Origin of the sequence: Nostoc sp. DedSLP03 (assembly GCF_034530815.1) — a bacterium.
In the GTDB taxonomy this organism is placed as follows: domain Bacteria; phylum Cyanobacteriota; class Cyanobacteriia; order Cyanobacteriales; family Nostocaceae; genus Nostoc.
In genome coordinates this window covers 1-17,714 of sequence record NZ_JAVRCK010000105.1, presented here as the reverse complement: position 1 = coordinate 17,714, position 17,714 = coordinate 1, and the positions used below count along the sequence as shown (strand labels likewise).

At 41.0% G+C, this 17,714-nt stretch carries 16 protein-coding genes; 10 read left to right on the top strand and 6 right to left on the bottom strand.

Annotated features, from left to right (window positions below):
- Positions 1 to 136: 136 nt before the first annotated feature.
- On the bottom strand, positions 137 to 442 hold the full coding sequence (locus RM368_RS32735; RefSeq protein ID WP_322697919.1) for a hypothetical protein: 306 nt from the start codon (positions 440 to 442) through the stop codon (positions 137 to 139).
- Positions 443 to 496: 54 nt separating this feature from the next.
- The gene (locus tag RM368_RS32730; protein ID WP_322697918.1) at positions 497 to 958 is read right to left on the bottom strand and encodes a hypothetical protein; all 462 of its coding nucleotides are present in this window, start codon (positions 956 to 958) and stop codon (positions 497 to 499) included.
- Positions 959 to 1,059: 101 nt separating this feature from the next.
- Between RM368_RS32730 and RM368_RS32725 the strand changes: the two genes are divergently transcribed.
- The gene (locus RM368_RS32725) at positions 1,060 to 1,245 is read left to right on the top strand and encodes a hypothetical protein (RefSeq protein ID WP_322697917.1); all 186 of its coding nucleotides are present in this window, start codon (positions 1,060 to 1,062) and stop codon (positions 1,243 to 1,245) included.
- 491 nt (positions 1,246 to 1,736) lie between these two features.
- Here RM368_RS32725 and RM368_RS32720 read toward each other — a convergent pair whose 3' ends face one another.
- Positions 1,737 to 2,111 carry a hypothetical protein gene (locus RM368_RS32720; protein WP_322697916.1) on the bottom strand — a complete coding sequence of 125 codons (375 nt, stop codon included), beginning with the start codon at positions 2,109 to 2,111 and terminating at the stop codon, positions 1,737 to 1,739.
- A 368-nt stretch (positions 2,112 to 2,479) separates the two neighbouring features.
- Between RM368_RS32720 and RM368_RS32715 the strand changes: the two genes are divergently transcribed.
- The 5 genes from RM368_RS32715 to RM368_RS32695 all read left to right on the top strand — a co-directional run bounded on the left by RM368_RS32715 (position 2,480) and on the right by RM368_RS32695 (position 8,274).
- Entirely contained in the window at positions 2,480 to 5,134 is a 2,655-nt protein-coding gene (locus tag RM368_RS32715) for a hypothetical protein (protein WP_416212279.1), read from the top strand.
- A gap of 3 nt (positions 5,135 to 5,137) precedes the next feature.
- Positions 5,138 to 5,287, top strand: coding sequence for a hypothetical protein (locus RM368_RS32710; protein ID WP_322697914.1), 150 nt, complete (start codon positions 5,138 to 5,140; stop codon positions 5,285 to 5,287).
- Positions 5,253 to 5,612: a hypothetical protein gene (locus RM368_RS32705; RefSeq protein ID WP_322697913.1), complete on the top strand. Its 360-nt coding sequence runs from the start codon at positions 5,253 to 5,255 to the stop codon at positions 5,610 to 5,612. The genes RM368_RS32710 and RM368_RS32705 overlap by 35 nt, the downstream gene beginning before the upstream one ends.
- A gap of 169 nt (positions 5,613 to 5,781) precedes the next feature.
- Positions 5,782 to 6,522, top strand: a complete 741-nt coding sequence (locus RM368_RS32700; RefSeq protein ID WP_322697912.1) for an RNA methyltransferase — start codon at positions 5,782 to 5,784, stop codon at positions 6,520 to 6,522.
- A 174-nt stretch (positions 6,523 to 6,696) separates the two neighbouring features.
- Positions 6,697 to 8,274, top strand: a complete 1,578-nt coding sequence (locus RM368_RS32695; protein ID WP_322697911.1) for a serine hydrolase — start codon at positions 6,697 to 6,699, stop codon at positions 8,272 to 8,274.
- Positions 8,275 to 8,422: 148 nt separating this feature from the next.
- On the opposite strand, the gene RM368_RS32690 is transcribed toward RM368_RS32695, so the two are convergent.
- Positions 8,423 to 8,959 (bottom strand): peroxiredoxin, encoded by a 537-nt coding sequence (locus RM368_RS32690; protein WP_322697910.1) that lies wholly within the window; start codon positions 8,957 to 8,959, stop codon positions 8,423 to 8,425.
- A gap of 160 nt (positions 8,960 to 9,119) precedes the next feature.
- Entirely contained in the window at positions 9,120 to 9,731 is a 612-nt protein-coding gene (locus tag RM368_RS32685; protein ID WP_322651784.1) for a peroxiredoxin, read from the bottom strand.
- Positions 9,732 to 9,862: 131 nt separating this feature from the next.
- On the opposite strand from RM368_RS32685, the gene RM368_RS32680 reads away from it, so the two are divergent.
- The 3 genes from RM368_RS32680 to RM368_RS32670 all read left to right on the top strand — a co-directional run bounded on the left by RM368_RS32680 (position 9,863) and on the right by RM368_RS32670 (position 15,080).
- The gene (locus RM368_RS32680) at positions 9,863 to 12,130 is read left to right on the top strand and encodes an amylo-alpha-1,6-glucosidase (protein ID WP_322697909.1); all 2,268 of its coding nucleotides are present in this window, start codon (positions 9,863 to 9,865) and stop codon (positions 12,128 to 12,130) included.
- 468 nt (positions 12,131 to 12,598) lie between these two features.
- Positions 12,599 to 14,083: a galactose oxidase-like domain-containing protein gene (locus RM368_RS32675; protein ID WP_322697908.1), complete on the top strand. Its 1,485-nt coding sequence runs from the start codon at positions 12,599 to 12,601 to the stop codon at positions 14,081 to 14,083.
- Between the two features lie 61 nt (positions 14,084 to 14,144).
- On the top strand, positions 14,145 to 15,080 hold the full coding sequence (locus RM368_RS32670; protein WP_322697907.1) for a hypothetical protein: 936 nt from the start codon (positions 14,145 to 14,147) through the stop codon (positions 15,078 to 15,080).
- A gap of 234 nt (positions 15,081 to 15,314) precedes the next feature.
- Here the strand turns inward: RM368_RS32670 and RM368_RS32665 are convergent, their stop codons facing one another.
- Positions 15,315 to 15,632, bottom strand: a complete 318-nt coding sequence (locus RM368_RS32665; protein ID WP_322697906.1) for an RNA-binding protein — start codon at positions 15,630 to 15,632, stop codon at positions 15,315 to 15,317.
- Between the two features lie 517 nt (positions 15,633 to 16,149).
- On the opposite strand from RM368_RS32665, the gene RM368_RS32660 reads away from it, so the two are divergent.
- Positions 16,150 to 17,544: a TldD/PmbA family protein gene (locus RM368_RS32660; RefSeq protein ID WP_322697905.1), complete on the top strand. Its 1,395-nt coding sequence runs from the start codon at positions 16,150 to 16,152 to the stop codon at positions 17,542 to 17,544.
- The last annotated feature ends 170 nt before the right edge of the window (positions 17,545 to 17,714 follow it).

The following is a 17,714-nucleotide window of genomic DNA, read 5'->3' as shown; positions in this document are numbered from 1 at the left end:
CTAACCAGTTTTCAATACTCTGACTGTAAATGATTGAAGAAGAATTCAGAATAGCTGAATTCAAAACCAAAGCCGGAGACGTTTCCGTTGCTCCGGTCAGAACAAGAAAGATACCCCACAAGAATCATCCATTGTTCTAATTAATACCGTGGATGGATTTAGAAGCAAATTCAAAATAGTACTTATGCCAATCTGAAAACAAATCAATACGTTCTGAACCTGCAACAGCACTTTGGTTAAAGTATCGATACTTGTTTTGACCGACACTCAGCTTAGGTTTATTTGTGGAAAAATCCCAATCAGTTCTTCCTAAAAATAGGTGTTCGCCATTTACCAAAAAGCCATGCCAATGAGGTATGTTTTTGTACACTCTGGCTGAAATAGAAAATCTGTCACGCCAGTTATCTGGTAATCCATTGATGAAATTCTTAATCTGCGTCACTCTTTGTCTACTTTCTGCTGCCCAATTAATATCGAAACTTTCAACCTGAAGTGATTATTTAGAATCACTATCAACAAGTAGGATTTCAATATTGATATGTGCATTTGCATAATCATTCAATATTTTAGTAACTTTTCCCGCAACAAAATTCCATGAAAACGTCATAGAAACAGCTAATATTTTAATATCAACATGGTTTTCGCAATTCAATTTATTACCTTCCAAACATTCTCGAATACGCTTTTCCGTATCTTGAAGTGCTTCAATGTAATCAGTAAAAGGCTTCTCATGGTGAGCTATTTTCTCTATATTATTGCTAATCTCTTTGAGGATAAAGGTCATTTCTTGACCTTGATGAGTGAGCTTTCCAAGTTGTTTGTGGGTTTCTACCTCTACTCCATTGCTTGAAACTTTAGCTCTTACTAAACGACTAATTAGGTCAGAAACCGGTTTGCGATAAATTATGCCAAGAATTAGCGCCACAAGATATGGTACTGCAACATATACGTTATTCATTATGTTCTCTCGACTATGGTAATCAGGTGATAATAGTTTGTCGGGTGTAGTAATGAGGGATTACTAGTATATTTAGGAGACAGGCGATCGCACCAAAGATAGTGTTAACAAGTGTTAGTTCTCAATTACAGAAAGGAGCGATCGCTGTATTCGTCATCCTAGTACAAGGTAAGGGTGAATCTAATGTCAAAACACAAAGCAGTTTTGCAGTCAAAATTATCCTTTCAAGGATATTTAACGCAGAGATTCAAAAACAACTGTTGTTAGAATTAAGCACAGAAGCATAATTCCCAACTTATAAAAGTATTTTCCAACAAATGGCAGTAGCATGACGAAAATATGCAAAGCTTCAAAACCGATTGATAAAATGTACGCGATCGCCAAACAAAATATTGCTAATAAAGAACTTTTGATGAGTATTAAAGTGATTCTAAGTAAAAGAGTTTCCTGATTTTTTGCCATAACTATGAACCTCGAAGATAGAGTTTAAGTGATTGATTTGTCTGACATTTTGCAGAAACTTTATAACACAGCTTATAAAATTTTTCTGTTGTTTAAGCGATTAATAAATTTGTGCTTTTAGTGTTATAAACGCAACAACGGATGTCTGAAGCTTAAGCTTCAACAACATCCGTTGTGGTTATTCCCATCAAAGCGATGACTTATTAACAGAAATTCAGTTGTTTACGAATCAGCTCTCACACCAGGCGCGACTCGTTACAAAAAGTTGTGAGGTGCAGCTGTGCTGTCATTGCCTCTAAAATCATCAAAGCTTAATTCAGTAACGTATAGACGGACAAAATTGCAATCCATATTGACCAGTCCGCCTATGATACCGAATCAGAATATTTGCGTAACCTTGCTGTTGATGACAAGTTTCAAATAATGCACTGTTAAGCGTTTTCAGAACTTGGTCTCGAGTTTCCAAGATTTCTGACCGTCTAGATAAAAGAGGTGTCTTCCAGTTAGCTAAGTCGTTTGGTGCAAATTGGAAATCTTGAAAATATCCATATTTGCACTTGGCTGTGTGCTTACCTTTAATAAGACAACACTGGATCTCGATAAATCCTGAAGTATTAAATTGCTCAAGCCAAATTATCTGTTCTTGGCAGGAGTTGAGGATTTGCTCTATCGGAAAAGGTACATGATCCATACACTGTAAATTCAACAGTAATAGGACTTACGCACTGAAGCTTGAAAACCCGATCCCCCTAGCCCCCCTTAAAAAGGGGGGAACGTCTAAAGCCCCCTTTTTAAGGGGGTTTGGGGGATCTGAGTGCGTAAGTTCTGAGTAATTCTAACCATACTAGTAGATGTCAAATAAAAAAACAGTATTTTGTTGTAATACAAACTACACAGTACCTAATGAAAACTAAAAACAGTATCATAAACAGCGATTTTTGTGCAAAGTAAAGTTTTGTAACCTAAATTCTGTATTAAAAGCGATAAAAAATCATCAATTTGATTTTCAATGTAAAGTGGATTTACATTAGACTATTCGTTATGGCTAGAATCAAGATTATGAGCCAAGAAAATGTTGAAGATCAAGAAGAACTACGAGAGCTGCTGTACTTTTACTTAGATAAAATGGCAGCAACGCAGGTGGAGCTATCACAAGGGATGGATGTTAGCCGTCCTGTTATAATTAATTTCTTAAAAAAAGGTAAAAAGCAGCGATTGCCAGTCGATCGCAAAAGCTTGATCAAACTATGTGAGAGTCTTGAGAATGGTGAAGTATCAAAAAAGAAGCTAAAGACAGAGATTGAGAGTAACCAGCAAGAAACTAAATCTAATGCTGACGAACTGCCTAATCCTGAAAAAATGCGTAAGTTGCTGGGAAAGATTGGGGTAGACGAGTTGCTAGAGTCCGCAGGATTTTTGCCAGAAAAAACCAAAATAATTCGGGTAACTCCAGAAAGATTTTTTCAAGTTGCTCAGGTAGTTGCATTGCTTGAGTTTCTTGAATTTGAAGATTTAGTTTCTATAACCCAGGAATTCTTAGCGATCGCCAGTAACAAAATAGTAATTACTAGTAGCAAAAAACTTAGCTCGGAAAATCCAAATAGTCAGAATTCGGAAAATCCAAACAGTCATGATCCTGATTACTTAACATCTCTGATCCATAGTCTCCAAAATGACTCAATGCGAAATGAAACTTACCCAACGCTAGGTTTAAAACTCAGACTTGAAGTAATTGACAAGCTACAGCGAACCTGGAGCAGACTTAAAGCTGGAGGCAAGAAAAACTTCACTCAGCAAGAGGCGATTAGACTATTCATGAGCATCGCTATCAAGGAGCAGATGCCTAAAAATGTACCTAACCTTCATATTAGAGTTCAAAAAACCGAATTTAAAACTTTATCTAAGTCTATCAATGTAGAAGATGATTATAAAAACTTATACGATAAATTTGTCAAGATTGCTTATGAAGCAGAATGCGATCTGAAAACTCCAGATTCAGACTTAGAAAAACTAAAAAAAGAAAACGATCGCAACACTCCACGTTCAGACTTAAAAAACTCAAAACAAGACAAGTTCTTTGATTTGCTGAATCCGGTAATTATGGCGGTTGTAACTTGTAGCTTTAGTTATAATCAAGAATCTCATGAATTAATTGAGTGGATTTATACTTCTGGAAACACAATTCTAGAGAATGCTATAAATGCTTGTAGCCTACATCTGGGATTGACAGAAGATATCAGTAATATCAACATTTCAACAAAAACCTTAGACAGCAGCATTGATTCCTTAGTTGAAACAACTGTCATGTTAGGAAAAGAACAAAAGTATCAAGGAATTTGGGTTGACCGAGATTCAATGATTACTATGCTGCAAGCAATTGTATATGCTACTAAACAATGGCTAGCAGATCAAAGTACAAAAAACCAACTCGATATAGAAATCTACGTCTCAGCTTGCAAAGCTCTTGCTGATTTGAGGAAGCGATTAACTAAAGTCAGAAACGCTTTTCAAAATTTTCAGTTCCTTGATGATGAGTGTAAGCCGACTGAAATCAATAAAATTGCTGATATAGCTAAGGATGAATTGAAGAAACTTCCCAAAGAAAAGATTTATTTTTCATATCGACTTAACTTTTATCGTTGTTATTTTATTGCCAAACGTCTAGAGCTTAGACTATCTAACGCTCAAGGTAATATCAGTAACTTAAAATCACTAATTGAAGAAATTCAAAAAGTAATTGAGGAAGATGAAGATGTAAAACAAGAGCTTGTTCCGATACAAGCTCTAATACAGTCAGAAATCTATTTGTATGAACTTTCCTGCGGACATAAACCAGATTTATTTGAATGCAAACAAAGGAGTAATTGGCTGAAATTAGAATTAGAAAACTGGAAGACAGAAATTAAAAACACAATTGAACAAGGATCGTGCTACAAAGACCCTGGTTTAGATATTTATAAAGCCCTGTCTGAAATTTACGGAAATGCTGCGCGAATAGAGTTCTATCTTAGCGATGATAAAGAAATACTTGAAAAAGCCGCAGACGATTTTCTCAGAGCTGCTCACTACGCATTACGTATTGGTTCAACTCAGCGAGTAACTAGATGGTTAGCTTTAGCAGGACGAGTCTGGATCAGGCTTGGAAAGAGCCAATTATCAATACAGGCATATAAACTTGCTGATAAACTTGCTAATGCTGATTTAACAACTGGCCACAGTCAGAATTTTCGGGAAGCTGTTCTTTCAGAAATTTATTTACTGCATGGAGAGTATCTTTTATTGATTCAAAATGAGCCTCTTAATGCTTTAATATGTTTCTTGAAATCCCTTAAAGGCTCTGTATATTTAGGTTTGAATAGGCGCATTTGTGATGCGCTTTTTGATATTTTCCGATGTTCAAAAAAGCTTGGTAACTTAAGCACCAAAGAGGGAATTACCAGGGTATTTATGCAAGAAGACCAGTTAACTGAATCAAATAAAGGTAAATTAAATCCAACCAGTAACCGCACCTCTGAGAAAGTTTTAGATTTACTTTATTTATTATGGAACAGAGAAGATAATCCTAGCTGGTTTCAGATACAGGGTGAGTTTTCTAAACTCGCCACAGATATTTGGCAAGGATGGCATACCGATACATCTAACCCTGAAACAATAACAAAACATCCGATTGCAAAACGTATAGAAGATGAATCCTGGCTTTGTCAAATTAATTGAATTATGTTTGCATCGAAGTTTTATAATAATGGCGATCAATTGATTGCAGTTGTACATCAGTTGCTAGAAGTGATTACTCAACAAAGCGATCGCCATTTTACTGCTGTTGATTACAGCCTTGCAAACAGTAAACTCGCTAGAGGCAAAAAATGAGCTTGGCTGGATTAAGAATTGTGTTTCAGAGGAACTATCTCAAAAACTAGCACAAGTAGGCGATGCCTTGCGGCAAGCCACTTTGTGTCTACGCTTACCTGAACTACTTGCATTGAGCCTCCAACAACCAGCTGTACCAGCACAAGTTTACCAATATATTCTAGATTTTTTGGCTAGCAACCCCACTTCCGAACAAATTGCTGAATTTAAACCTACTCCCGAAATGCAAGAACGGTTGCGTACCTTGCTAATACGTAGTAACGCAGGTGAACTCACACCCACGGAGTTGAAAGAACTAGATGAATACGAACGTATTGAACACTGAGTTGTGATGATTAAAGCAGGTAACTTATCTTAATTGCGCCGAACTGTTTAGACTTGACGCAGGCATTCACTTACACCGCTAAAATGATTTCAAGGAAACTCTTCAGCAGAAGTATAGCGCTGAAAATTAGCCTGTAAGGATTATCTGGTGCGATCGCAGGAGGCAAAAAATGGGCTTGGCTGGATTAAGAATTGTGTTGGTAGAACCAGCTGGGCCGATCAATATCGGCGCGATCGCCAGAGTAATGAAAAATTTCGGGCTATATAATTTAGTACTAGTGAACCCCCAATGCGATCCCCTATCGACGGAAGCTTTGATGATGGCTGTTCACGCTCAGGAAATTTTAGAATCTGCGGTATTCGTGGCAACCTTACCAGAAGCATTACATGGATGTGTCAGGGCGATCGCTACCACTGGTCGCGTTCGTAGTTTAGAAACACCTTTAGAAAATCCTCGCACTGCACTACCCTGGTTAGTGGAGGAACCAGAAAAACCCACAGCCCTGATTTTTGGCAGAGAAGACCGGGGATTAAGCAATGAAGAATTAAATTATGCACAGAGGTTTGTTGGCATTCCCACAAGTCAAGATTATGTCGCCCTAAATTTGGCTACTGCTGTCGCAATATGTTGTTATGAATTGTCACAATGTGCCCAAAAACTTGACACTCAAACTTTACCTCAAACTGAACTCGCACCCTTAGATGTTGTGGAAGGATACTACCAGCAATTAGAATCACTATTACTGAAAATTGGTTATGTATATCCCCATACGGCAGCTAGTCGGATGAGAAAATTTCGCCAATTGTATAATCGCGCTCACTTGAAAACTGGGGAGGTGGCCATGCTACGAGGAATTTTGCAGCAGGTAGAATGGGCCCTGAAAAACCAGAACAATAGTGAAAACTTGTAATTATTCGTTTAATATATACGCAATCATCTCCCCAAAATAATTAATATGGCTTAAACTAAACACAAAAATGCTACTTAGTGGCAAAGTGGAATTTGAGTATTAATATTGCTTAAAGATTAAGTTTGGGGTCAAGAGTCTGCAAGAAAACACTCAAGTGGGTCACAAGGAGTAACGGTGTCAGAATCAAGTGGCGAACTAACAGCTTTCTCGCGGCGTCAACCCTTAAATCGCCGTCAGCAGCCACAAAAAGTTCAAAAAGTGGTAAGGAAGAAAGTTAAAGCTAACAGTCAGCAGCAAACTACAAATGGACAAGAAGGGGCACTAACACGCCCAAAAAATCAAATCAGTCCTTCCTCCCCAATCTCTGGCGCTACACGTAGGGTAAAATCGGGGTTAGTTATGCCAACGGCAGTAAAATCAATACCTAGTGTCAAGGGAAAAATTCCTCCCTTCCGACCGGGTGCTGTGATGGTTAAAACAGTGCGGATGGAAAAGCCAAAAACAGGCAGACGCTCATCGCGAAAAACCCAGTTAAAGCCAATGGCCAAAACCGTATTGTATGTTTTGCGGTTATTGATTGTGGGTATTGGCATGGGTGCAATTGTGGGCACTGTATTGTCAGTATTAGACCCAGCCAATCGCATCAGCACAAATTCGGCGTCGCAATCTAATAGTAATGTTAGTAATGTGGCGCGATCGCAGCCACAACCTACCCAAACTCCCCCAGCCGCAGCTTCGAGTCTATACCTATCTCAAGAAATTACCTCTTTGAAAAATGCCGTGCAAAATTTGGCGGCGACCAACCCAAATCTCACACCTGGAATTTTCTTAGTAGATTTGGATACTGGTAATTATGTAGATATCAATGCTTCTACCAGTTTTCCGGCGGCTAGCACAATTAAATTACCGATTTTGATTGCCTTTTTCCAGGATGTAGACGCGGGGAAAATTCGCCTAGATGATATGCTGACCATGCAACAAGATATGGTCGCTGGCGGTTCAGGAAATCTGCAATACAAACCACCAGGAACTCAGTACGCCGCTTTGGAAGTAGTCACTAAAATGATTACAATCAGCGATAACACGGCGACGAATATGCTGATTGCCCGACTAGGAGGAATAGACGCTTTAAACCAGCGTTTCCGTAGTTGGGGATTGACAACCACAACAATTCGTAATCAACTCCCAGATTTGCAAGGGACAAATACCACTAGTCCCAAAGAACTAGGGAATTTGATGGCGATTGTCAGTCAAGGAAATTTAGTCAGTATGCCATCACGCGATCTCATGCTTGATATCTTGCGTCGCACCCAAAAAGACACTTTGCTGCCAGCAGGTTTGGGAACAGGTGCAAGAGCATACCACAAAACTGGTGATATCGGTACAATGTTGGCAGATACAGGTTTAATTGTGGTTCCAACTGGCAAGCGCTACATAGCCTCTGTAATGGTACAACGTCCTGCAAACGATCCCCGCGCCGAAAAATTGATTAGCTCAATTTCTCGTGCAGCCTACCAAGAGTTTAGCCAGAATGTTGTCACACCAAACACCACTACAAACCCTGTACCCACAAATGGTTATCAGCCCCAGGTTGCGAATCCTGCTTTACCTAACGCTACAACAGGCACTGCGCCCATGAGCATTTATCAGCCTCCTGTTGCCACTCCTGTACCTAACGGTATGGGAAATACAATACCCACAAACGGTTATCAGCCCCAAGTTGCGAATCCTCAATATTATCCTCAAAGATAATTTGTAATTCGTAATACTTTTTAAAAAAGTGAAACTATTAAGATTTGATGATATGATTAGGGTCTAAATTACCATTCAAATCTTAAGAGTTCCAATTCTTAATAGCTAGTTTTCCACACCAAACGCAATTTATTTTGAATATTTATAGTCAATTGAATTGTTCTAACAATGTCTCAACACTAGCATTACGATCCAAAAAAGAAAATAAATGCCAGTAGCGCAATTTTCCTTCTTTATCTAATACAAACTGTGCTGGTAAAGGCGCTCCTAGTGCTTGTCCTACTTGATATGTACGAAATACTCGACAACTAGGATCGCTCAAAAGTGGCATTTTTACGCCTAAATCCTTCACAACTATTTGACTCTGCCTTTCATCGGTACTAGTTATCATTAAAACTTCTATACCGCGATTTTTGAATTGCTCGTAGTTTTTATTCAAGGCTTTGATGTGAGGAAAACAAAGAGGGCAATATTGGTTTTCGGTAAAGATGCGAGTAAAGGCGAGTAACACTGGTTGTTTGCCTTTATAATCAGACAGCTTTACTAAAGTTCCGTTGGTAATATCTGGCAGTTGAAAGTCTGGTGTTCCTACTCCCAATCTAAGTTGATTGCTAGCTGGAACTGGTAAAAAATTTCGGAAGAATCGCTCATTTAATAAGCCACTAAAGTCAGTTGAAGTTAACATATTTTTAGCCTTGATTATTTAAATACTATTTTATAAAAAACCACAGATATTGACTGAGGTTGACATTATTGTTTAATGTGTATCTCTGTTTATCTGTGGTTTTCATTGATTTTGCTTTCAACTCTAAAAGGCTGGATTAGAGTTTTTTAGCTAGCGAAATTTAGACAGCAGAGAAGTAGACTTTAGACTTCACTGGGTCAGGATTCATGGTCTTGTCACCAGGTTGCCAACCAGCTGGGCAAACTTCGTCAGGGTGAGACTGAACATACTGAATTGCTTGTAATGTCCGCAGGGTTTCATCAACGCTACGACCAAAAGCTAGATTGTTAATGGTGGCGTGCTGTATGATACCATCTTTATCGATGATGAACAGACCACGCAAGGCTATGCCTGCTGCTGGGTCAAGAACGTTGTAAGCAGCGCTGATCTCTTTCTTGATGTCGGAGACTAGAGGATAATTCAGGTCGCCGACGCCACCAGACTTACGATCTGTTTGAATCCAAGCGAGGTGAGAGAACTCACTGTCAACGGAAGCCCCAAGGACTTCAGTATTGATTTTCTTGAATTCTTCGTAGCGATCGCTAAATGCTGTAATTTCAGTAGGACAAACAAAGGTAAAGTCTAGTGGGTAGAAAAACAGGATGACATACTTACCGCGATAATCGGAAAGTTTGATTGTCTTAAATTCCTGATCTACCACAGCTGTTGCTGTGAAATCGGGAGCTTGTTGACCAACGCGGAGGCTTCCTTCGGTTCCGTAAGTAAGGGACATTAACCTAATTCTCCTTTATCGGTTTAGTAGCGTTGGAATTTGGGTCAAGTAAAATTTACCCATCCACGCTCTCACAGTTTAATTACGATCTGTTACGACTATATCATACTCATAACGATTTTGAGTAGCAAATGTCTGATTTAGATACAAGAGAATGGTTGCTTACCAACGGCTTAGGAAGTTTTGCCAGCGGTACAATTTCTGATGTCCGCACGCGCACATATCATGGTTGGCTGTTTGCTGCAACAAACCCACCTTCTGGAAGGACTCTGCTGCTTTCGCACCTAGAAGCTAGCTTGGAAATATTAGGGAGCGTTGTGGCACTAGGGACAAATGTTTGGGGTAACGGTCAGATTGAGCGAACAGGCTACGAACAGCTACGCTGTTTTGATATTAACCCAGTTCCCAAATGGACTTGGGGTCAAGATAACTGGCAATTAACTAGACAATTGGTGATGCCCTATGGTTTGGTGGGGACTGGAGGCTGGGGAGCTGGGGAGCAGGGGAGCTGGGGAGAAGTTGCAGAAAGTTTTTCCCCCCTGCCCCTGTGTCCCTCTGGTCCTCTGCCTCTTATGTCCAATGCCCAATTTTGCCATCGAATTTTAATTCAGTATCGCTATGAAGGAACTGAAACAGCGATTTTACGATTGCGACTGTTGATAGCAGAACGTGACTTTCATCACCAGCAGATTGCTAGTCAAGAATTACAGTTTTCACAATTGCTAGGGGAACAGCAAGTCTGTTTACAAGCAATCAATTCTGGGCGCTTCGGCATACCTTGGCACTTGCGTTGGACACAAGGAAATTATCAACCAGATGCAGTTTGGTATTGGGATTATAGATTATCTGAGGAGACAAAACGGGGATTAGGCGACAAGGAAGACCTCCACAGTCCTGGTTATTTGATAGTCACACTTCAACCAGGAGATACGGTAACTTTAGAAGCACGAGTAGGTTTTCCCGACTCAGTGCCAGGTGTTCTCTCCGTCAAAACCTTCACAGAAGCTGTGGAGGCAGAGCAAGAAAGGCTCTCACAGATTTTTGGATGGAGAGAGGGTAGAGAGGCAGGGGAGCAGGGGGGCAGCACTTCGGCTACGCTCAGTGACCGAGGGGCAGAGGAGCAGGGAAGCAGGGGAGACTTGGGGGACAAGGAGGAATTATTGAAAATCTCTCCCAAATCTCCCCCTTCTTTCTTGTCTCCTTTGTCTCTTCTCCATGCCCAATGCCCAATGCCCAATGCCCAATTCCCAATCTGGCAACAACTACTCAAAGCAAGCGATCGCTTTATCGTTTATCGAGCCTCAATTGCTGGCCCTACGGTTATTGCTGGTTATCACTGGTTTAATGACTGGGGACGCGATACATTAATCGCTTTACCAGGGTTGGCATTAGTTCCACAGCGTTTTGACCTTGCAAAAGGAGTATTGCGAACTTTTGGCCATTATTGTCGCCACGGTTTGATTGCGAATGCATTTCCCGATTTCAATGGCGAACCAATTTATAACAGTATCGATGCGGCATTGTGGTGGATTGAAACTTTAGGACTTTATTTAGAAGCTACCCAAGACTGGGATTTTTTGGCAGAGCAATTCCCTGTAGTACAGCAAATCTATAAAGCGTTTGTCGGTGGTACACATTTCAATATCCAGGTGGATGCTACCGATGGGCTAGTTAGTTGGGATGCTCCTGGTGTAGCTCTCACCTGGATGGATGTGATAATTGGGACACACCCTGTCACACCCCGTTATGGGAAGCCAGTGGAAATCAATGCGCTGTGGTATTCTGCTTTATGTTGGCTGAATCAGTGGGCAGAGCGCTTGAGCCAAATGGAGTATGGCTCACCAGTGCGTCTTACTAAGCAAGCACAGCGTTATGCTAACCAAGCACAACACGTGAAAACCTCACTGCAAAAATTCTGGAATCCTCAGCTAGGTTATCTCTACGATACTATTGAGCCAGACGATCGCCGGAATTTTCAAATTCGTCCGAATGCCGTTTTGGCGCTGTCGTTACACCATTGTGGGTTTTCCGAACAGCAAGGGTGTCAGATATTAGATTTGGCAACTACCAGCTTGCTCACTCCTTATGGTCTTCGCAGTCTCGATCCAGGAGATCCAGAATATAAAGGAAAATATGAGGGCGATCAACAACAACGCGATCGCGCTTATCATCAAGGCACTGTTTGGACTTGGCTAATAGGGCCGTATATTCGGGCTTGGCAACGTTTTTATCCACAACAATCGTTGCCTTTTGATTGGCAACCCTTGCTAGATCACTTTTTCCTTGATGCTTGTCTTGGTTCTATTTCTGAGATTTTTGATGGCGATTCACCTCACACACCCAGAGGAGCGATCGCTCAAGCTTGGTCAGTTGCCGAAATAATCCGCTACATTAAATAGTTGTAGGGATACAGATGGTCTTGGATAATTATTCTTGATTAATATACATTCACAAATTAATGTTGCTAATTTTAACCTATAAAACCCTTACTATACAAGCTTTTTATTAATTTATCTAATTCTCAAAAAGTGACTATAGATTTTCGATGATTTCACAAATTGAGGCTGCAAAACCAAAAATATTTATTTTCTTCTCTGAGAAAATATTTTATAAGAAAACTTCGTGAATTAGATGTAGTATTATTATATAGTAGCAATGTAGTTAAGGCTTAATTTAGATACTCTACAGGATGTATAATTGATAGTCCAATTACTATTAATCGCATCCAATTTTAGATTTCTTTATTATGAAACAGATCATATTTTTAATATTAAATAAGCCTAAAGAAGTATAGATATAAATTGAAAAATCAATTAATAAAATAAAGTACAAAAAATAAAGTTCACCTAGAAAGAATTGTAACCAAAGTGACTCAACTTAATAACAACACTAACCTTCAAGAGGCATCAGATTTAGGGACTTCCATTGCTCTGGCTACTACTACAGATAAATGGCAAGTATTGTCGTACAAAGCTCCAATCCTACCTATACATGCCGCTCTACTTCGTACTGGTAAAATATTCTTTTTCTGTGGCTCAGGTAACGATCCCAATCGGTTAAATACTCCCTATGACAGTGTGGTCTGGGATATAAACAAGGGAACCTTTTCCCGTCAAGCGCCTCCATTGGATAGTAACAATCAACCTATGGATCTTTTTTGCGCTGGTCACTCCTTCCGGCCTGATGGTCTGTTATTGGTTGCAGGTGGAACTTTGCGTTATGACCCATTTTATGGTTCACCCTATGCTCTGATGTTTGATCCCATTGCTGAGAAATGGGTCAAGATCCTATCAATGAATAATGGTCGCTGGTATCCTACTGTGTTAACACTAGGCAGCGGTCGAGTCTTAGCAGTGTCTGGGCCGGATAAAGATGGCAAGCTCAATAGACAACCAGAAATTTATTCTGCTTTCTTTCCAAATGGTTGGAACGCTTTTCCAACAACTAGTGCTTTACCACCATACGCACATCTGTTTCTACTAAGTAGTGGAAAAGTTTTTTATTCAGGTGCTCAGATGGGTGGCACTGGAGTGACACCAAGGATATTAACCCTGCCAGAGACATTTACACAATCCATTACAGAAACAGTGGTGACAGGGCTGCAAGACATAGCTTTTGGCGATCAAGCTGCCAGTCTTCTTTTACCACCTGCACAAGATCAAAAGGTGATGATTCTCGGTGGGGGTAGTGGTAAAACAGCAACAAAGAGAGTAAATATTGTCGATTTAAAAGCTAGTAATCCAACTTACGTAGCAGCAAAGCCTTTAAACTATGCCCGGATGCATCACAGCGCAGTTTTGTTGCCCGATCGCACAGTGTTTGTTTGCAATGGTAGCAAAATGAATGAGGACACAACACAAGCAATGCTGCCAGCAGAAATCTACAATCCAGCGACAAATACCTGGACAGTAGTAGCTAAACAAACTGTCCCCCGCGTATATCACTCGGTGGCCTTACTGCTACCAGATGGTAGGGTCGTAGCAGCTGGAGGGAACCCTCAACGGACGGTTAATGAACTGCGATTAGAAATCTACAGTCCTGCGTATATGTCGCGATCGCGTCCCGTTATTCGGAGCGCTCCTCAAACAGTGACCTACGGGCAGCAATTTACGATTCAAACACCCCAAGCTGCAAATATTAAATGGGTTAGTTTTATTAGACCAATGGCAACTACCCATTCTTGCGATACAGAACAAAGGTTAGTCGATGCACCCATTATTTCTAGAAACGCTACTTCTCTTAAGGTCACGGTCATAAACAATCGAAATATCGCACCCCCAGGCTGGTACATGCTTTTTATTAGTGACAACAATGGAACACCCTCAGTAGCAACCTGGACGCAAATATATTAGCCTTATCTGTTTATGTTCGCATTGCTACCTAATAAAAGTCATTAATTCTAGGAAGGAAAATATGAATTACAAGCTATCACGTCGACGGTTTGGACAATTGGCACTTGCTGGAACTGTAGTATCTGGACTTAGTTATCTAACCAAGAAAGCCTTGGCAGAAACACCAACTGTAAATATTGTCGGTATAGGTTCTAGCCCGATTGTTACTATTGACCAAACGGCTATTACAGAGGTAAACACCACTGAATTAGTAGAGAACACTGCCCTAAACAGTGTAAGCACAGATATTAAGCCTGTAGGACTAGTTTTGCAATCCTTAATGACAGGCAAGGCTCAGGTACTTACGGATAAAAGTACACCTCTATTAGAGCCTAATGAGATATTGAGTGGTTTTACCTCTTTAAGCGATGGCACACTCGTTGTAGCCATTACTCCGGTTGCGCTTAGTCGAAGACAGGCGACACCTACTCGCATTACATTTTTGGGTACGCCTGTAAGAACTTTGATAGTCTCAGGACTGAAACCAAATCAACAGCTTGGGAGCTTGCTAGGTACTAATGATGGGCGACTCATTGGTCTAGTAGGTAAGAAGAACGGTACACCACCGATCAGATTGGTAGATATTAACCTTCAAACAGGAGAGATCAGTTCTATTAGTAAGGTTAAATTCCTGGACGATGAGCGGATCAGCAATCTAGCTGAGTCCCCAGATGGAATACTTTATAGCTCTGTAGTTGGTGCGTATGGTGAGACAACTCTGGTGCAGCTAGATCCAAATCAAAAAAAGCCCATCAGACTAGGACAATTGAAAGTTAATGGTCAAGCATGGAATAATGGCTTACAAAGCTTAGTGTGCTCTACAACAGGTCAACTCCTCGCCTTTGGAGCGATGAGATATGAGACACCTAATGCTGTATTTATTGTTGATAAGAACAGCGGAAATATGACTCGGTTACAAGACTTTGATACTGCTCAGATTACGCGTACTCGTGCTTAGAAACCTCAGTTCGGGAAAAGTCAGGTTTATTCACCTCTAGCTAGTTGAAACGATACAAGCACGTTAATATATCCCAAAATCAAGCAACGGTGTAATGAGGGTTTCAGCTTATCCCGAACTCAGGTTACTTAATTGGTACTGGGCAATTAAAACCATCTAGTAGACCGAAGCGCAAAAAGGGCAGAATCTTTATCTGCCCTTTAGACGTTAAAATTTAATTTTTGATCTTAAAGCTTAGTAGCGCGATCTATTGTATCCACCGCCACCGCCGCCGCGACGATCGCCACCACCAAAAGAACCACCTCTATCTTCCTTTGGTTTCGCTTTATTCACTTTGAGATCGCGTCCCATCCATTCAGCTCCATCAAGAGCATCAATAGCAGCTGTTTCTTCAGCTTCTGTGCCCATCTCTACAAAAGCAAAGCCTCGTGGACGACCTGTTTCACGGTCAGTAGGTAACTGAACCCGCTTTACAGTACCGTGTTCGGCAAACACAGAATTGAGGTCTTCTTGTGTGACCTGGTAGGATAGATTACCTACATAAATTGACATGCATTATCTCCAAAATCATAGGTGTGTAGAGATTTAGATTTCGGAGGCAAGTTTGTTAAGACCAAAAGGAAAAAGCCTGTCAATACTAAAAACAAAGAATGTAACCGAATTTTATTCTCACTTGATTACCTTAGCATATCATTAAGTTCTTACCCACCGCAACCAAGATTGGGGGTTGGAGATTGGGCACAACAGACAGAGGGGCAAAGGGGCACAAAGCAAAAACTGACTGCAACTTCTCCCCCAAAAACCAGTCTGCTCATAATATTGATTAGCAATTGATTAGCAGAAATTCCCCAAATAATTGCAAAATAAATGCATAGGACTTACGCAAGTGTCACAAAAAAATCGGATTTGTAGTTTGTAGTAAGCGGCTCTAGCCCTTATTTTGAGTACTTTAGTCCTCTCTGCGAGACGCTTTGCGTAGCTTGCTTCCCCAAAGGGGTACACTACGAACTGAAAATAATATGCCAGTTGCGTAAGTCCTGATGCAGTTCGTCATTGTTACTAATTGGAAATGCCGACTACACTTGCTGACGCACAAAACTTACTTTCTGACCTGATCGCCCGCTACTCTAAGCGTGTAGATTATCTGATGATTCGCCTTGAAGAAGCAGAAGGGACTGATATCTTGTTGCGTGGCGACAAGGTAGAAACTCTCAGTGAAGGCATCTCCATTGGTGGACATATTCGCGCTTGTTATAAAGGCGGATGGGGGTTGAGCTGTTTTAACCAACTGGCAACAATCGAAGATCGTATAGAAGAAGCGATCGCAGCTGCGCGGATGGTTGGTAATGAAGAAACTTTACTTGCACCCATTGACCCAGTGCAAGCAGTATGCATTCTACCCCTAAAAGGTACTGACCCCCGAAATATCCCACTCTCGCAGAAAAAACAATTGTGCGATCGCTATGCCCAATTGCTTAAAAGCGTCGATCGCCGAATTACCACTACCTCGGTGCGTTACGGTGATAGCGCCCAAAAAGTAATCATTGCTACTTCCGAAGGTACTTCGATCGAGCAATCTTGGGTGGATATGGAAATGCGCTTTGCCGCCACCGCCAGAAATGGCGAAACCGTACAAACGGGACGGGAAACTACTGGCTCTCGCAAAGCTTACGAAGATTTAACTAGTTTGGATGAACAGGTAAAAGATGCTGCTCAAAGAGCGATCGCCGCTTTATCTCTACCACCGGTCAAAGGCAATACTTACACTGTAGTCATCGACCCAATTCTCACGGGTTTATTTGTCCACGAAGCCTTCGGACATCTTTCTGAAGCTGATATGGCCTACGAAAACCCCGATCTGCTGGAAGTGATGACCATCGGACGGCGGTTTGGCCCAGAAGAACTGCAAATTTTTGATGGTGCGGCTCCAGAGGGACATCGCGGTAGCTATTTTTACGACGATGAAGGCACACCAGCTACTACTACTCAACTAATTAAAGATGGAGTTTTAGTGGGACGTTTACATTCTCGTGAAACTGCTGGCAAATTGGACGAAGCGCCTACGGGTAACGCCCGCTGTCTCAACTATCATTTTACTCCCATTGTGCGGATGACAAATACCTGGATTGAACGGGGTAAAACACCAGTTGCAGACTTATTTACCGATATCAAAGAAGGAGTTTATGCCCGTAATTGGTTGGGTGGGATGACGAATGGGGAAATGTTCACCTTTAGCGCTGGGGAAGCATGGATGATTAGGAACGGCAAAATTGCTGAACCTGTCCGGGATGTGACGCTTTCGGGAAATGTATTCCAAACTTTAGCGGATATTGAGGCACTTGGTGATGATTTTTATTGGGATGAATCTGGCGGTTGTGGTAAGGGAGGGCAAAATGGCTTGTCAGTGGGTTGTGGTGGCCCTAGCCTCCGAATTCGAGATGTAGTGGTTGGTGGGGAAACATGAACTATCTGCTTCAGTCGTAAGAATCATAATCTGCAAAAGAATAGGAATTGGTTTTGCCATAACCTTTAGCAGACGAACTCCACAATTGAGTATAGCGATCGCTTTGCACTAATGTTTAACGTGAGTTCGACGGATAGAAAAGCCCGAAAAGCCTGGTAGATATAAATTTG

Bases quoted from the DNA above. Each gene is read 5' to 3' on its own strand.
- RM368_RS32680 (WP_322697909.1), top strand. From the start codon at position 9,863: ATGTCTGATTTAGATACAAGAGAATGGTTGCTTACCAACGGCTTAGGA.
- RM368_RS32690 (WP_322697910.1), bottom strand. From the start codon at position 8,959: ATGTTAACTTCAACTGACTTTAGTGGCTTATTAAATGAGCGATTCTTC.
- RM368_RS32685 (WP_322651784.1), bottom strand. From the start codon at position 9,731: ATGTCCCTTACTTACGGAACCGAAGGAAGCCTCCGCGTTGGTCAACAA.
- RM368_RS32730 (WP_322697918.1), bottom strand. From the start codon at position 958: ATGAATAACGTATATGTTGCAGTACCATATCTTGTGGCGCTAATTCTT.
- RM368_RS32720 (WP_322697916.1), bottom strand. From the start codon at position 2,111: ATGGATCATGTACCTTTTCCGATAGAGCAAATCCTCAACTCCTGCCAA.
- RM368_RS32715 (WP_416212279.1), top strand. From the start codon at position 2,480: ATGAGCCAAGAAAATGTTGAAGATCAAGAAGAACTACGAGAGCTGCTG.
- RM368_RS32710 (WP_322697914.1), top strand. From the start codon at position 5,138: ATGTTTGCATCGAAGTTTTATAATAATGGCGATCAATTGATTGCAGTT.
- RM368_RS32700 (WP_322697912.1), top strand. From the start codon at position 5,782: ATGGGCTTGGCTGGATTAAGAATTGTGTTGGTAGAACCAGCTGGGCCG.
- RM368_RS32665 (WP_322697906.1), bottom strand. From the start codon at position 15,632: ATGTCAATTTATGTAGGTAATCTATCCTACCAGGTCACACAAGAAGAC.
- RM368_RS32660 (WP_322697905.1), top strand. From the start codon at position 16,150: ATGCCGACTACACTTGCTGACGCACAAAACTTACTTTCTGACCTGATC.
- RM368_RS32670 (WP_322697907.1), top strand. From the start codon at position 14,145: ATGAATTACAAGCTATCACGTCGACGGTTTGGACAATTGGCACTTGCT.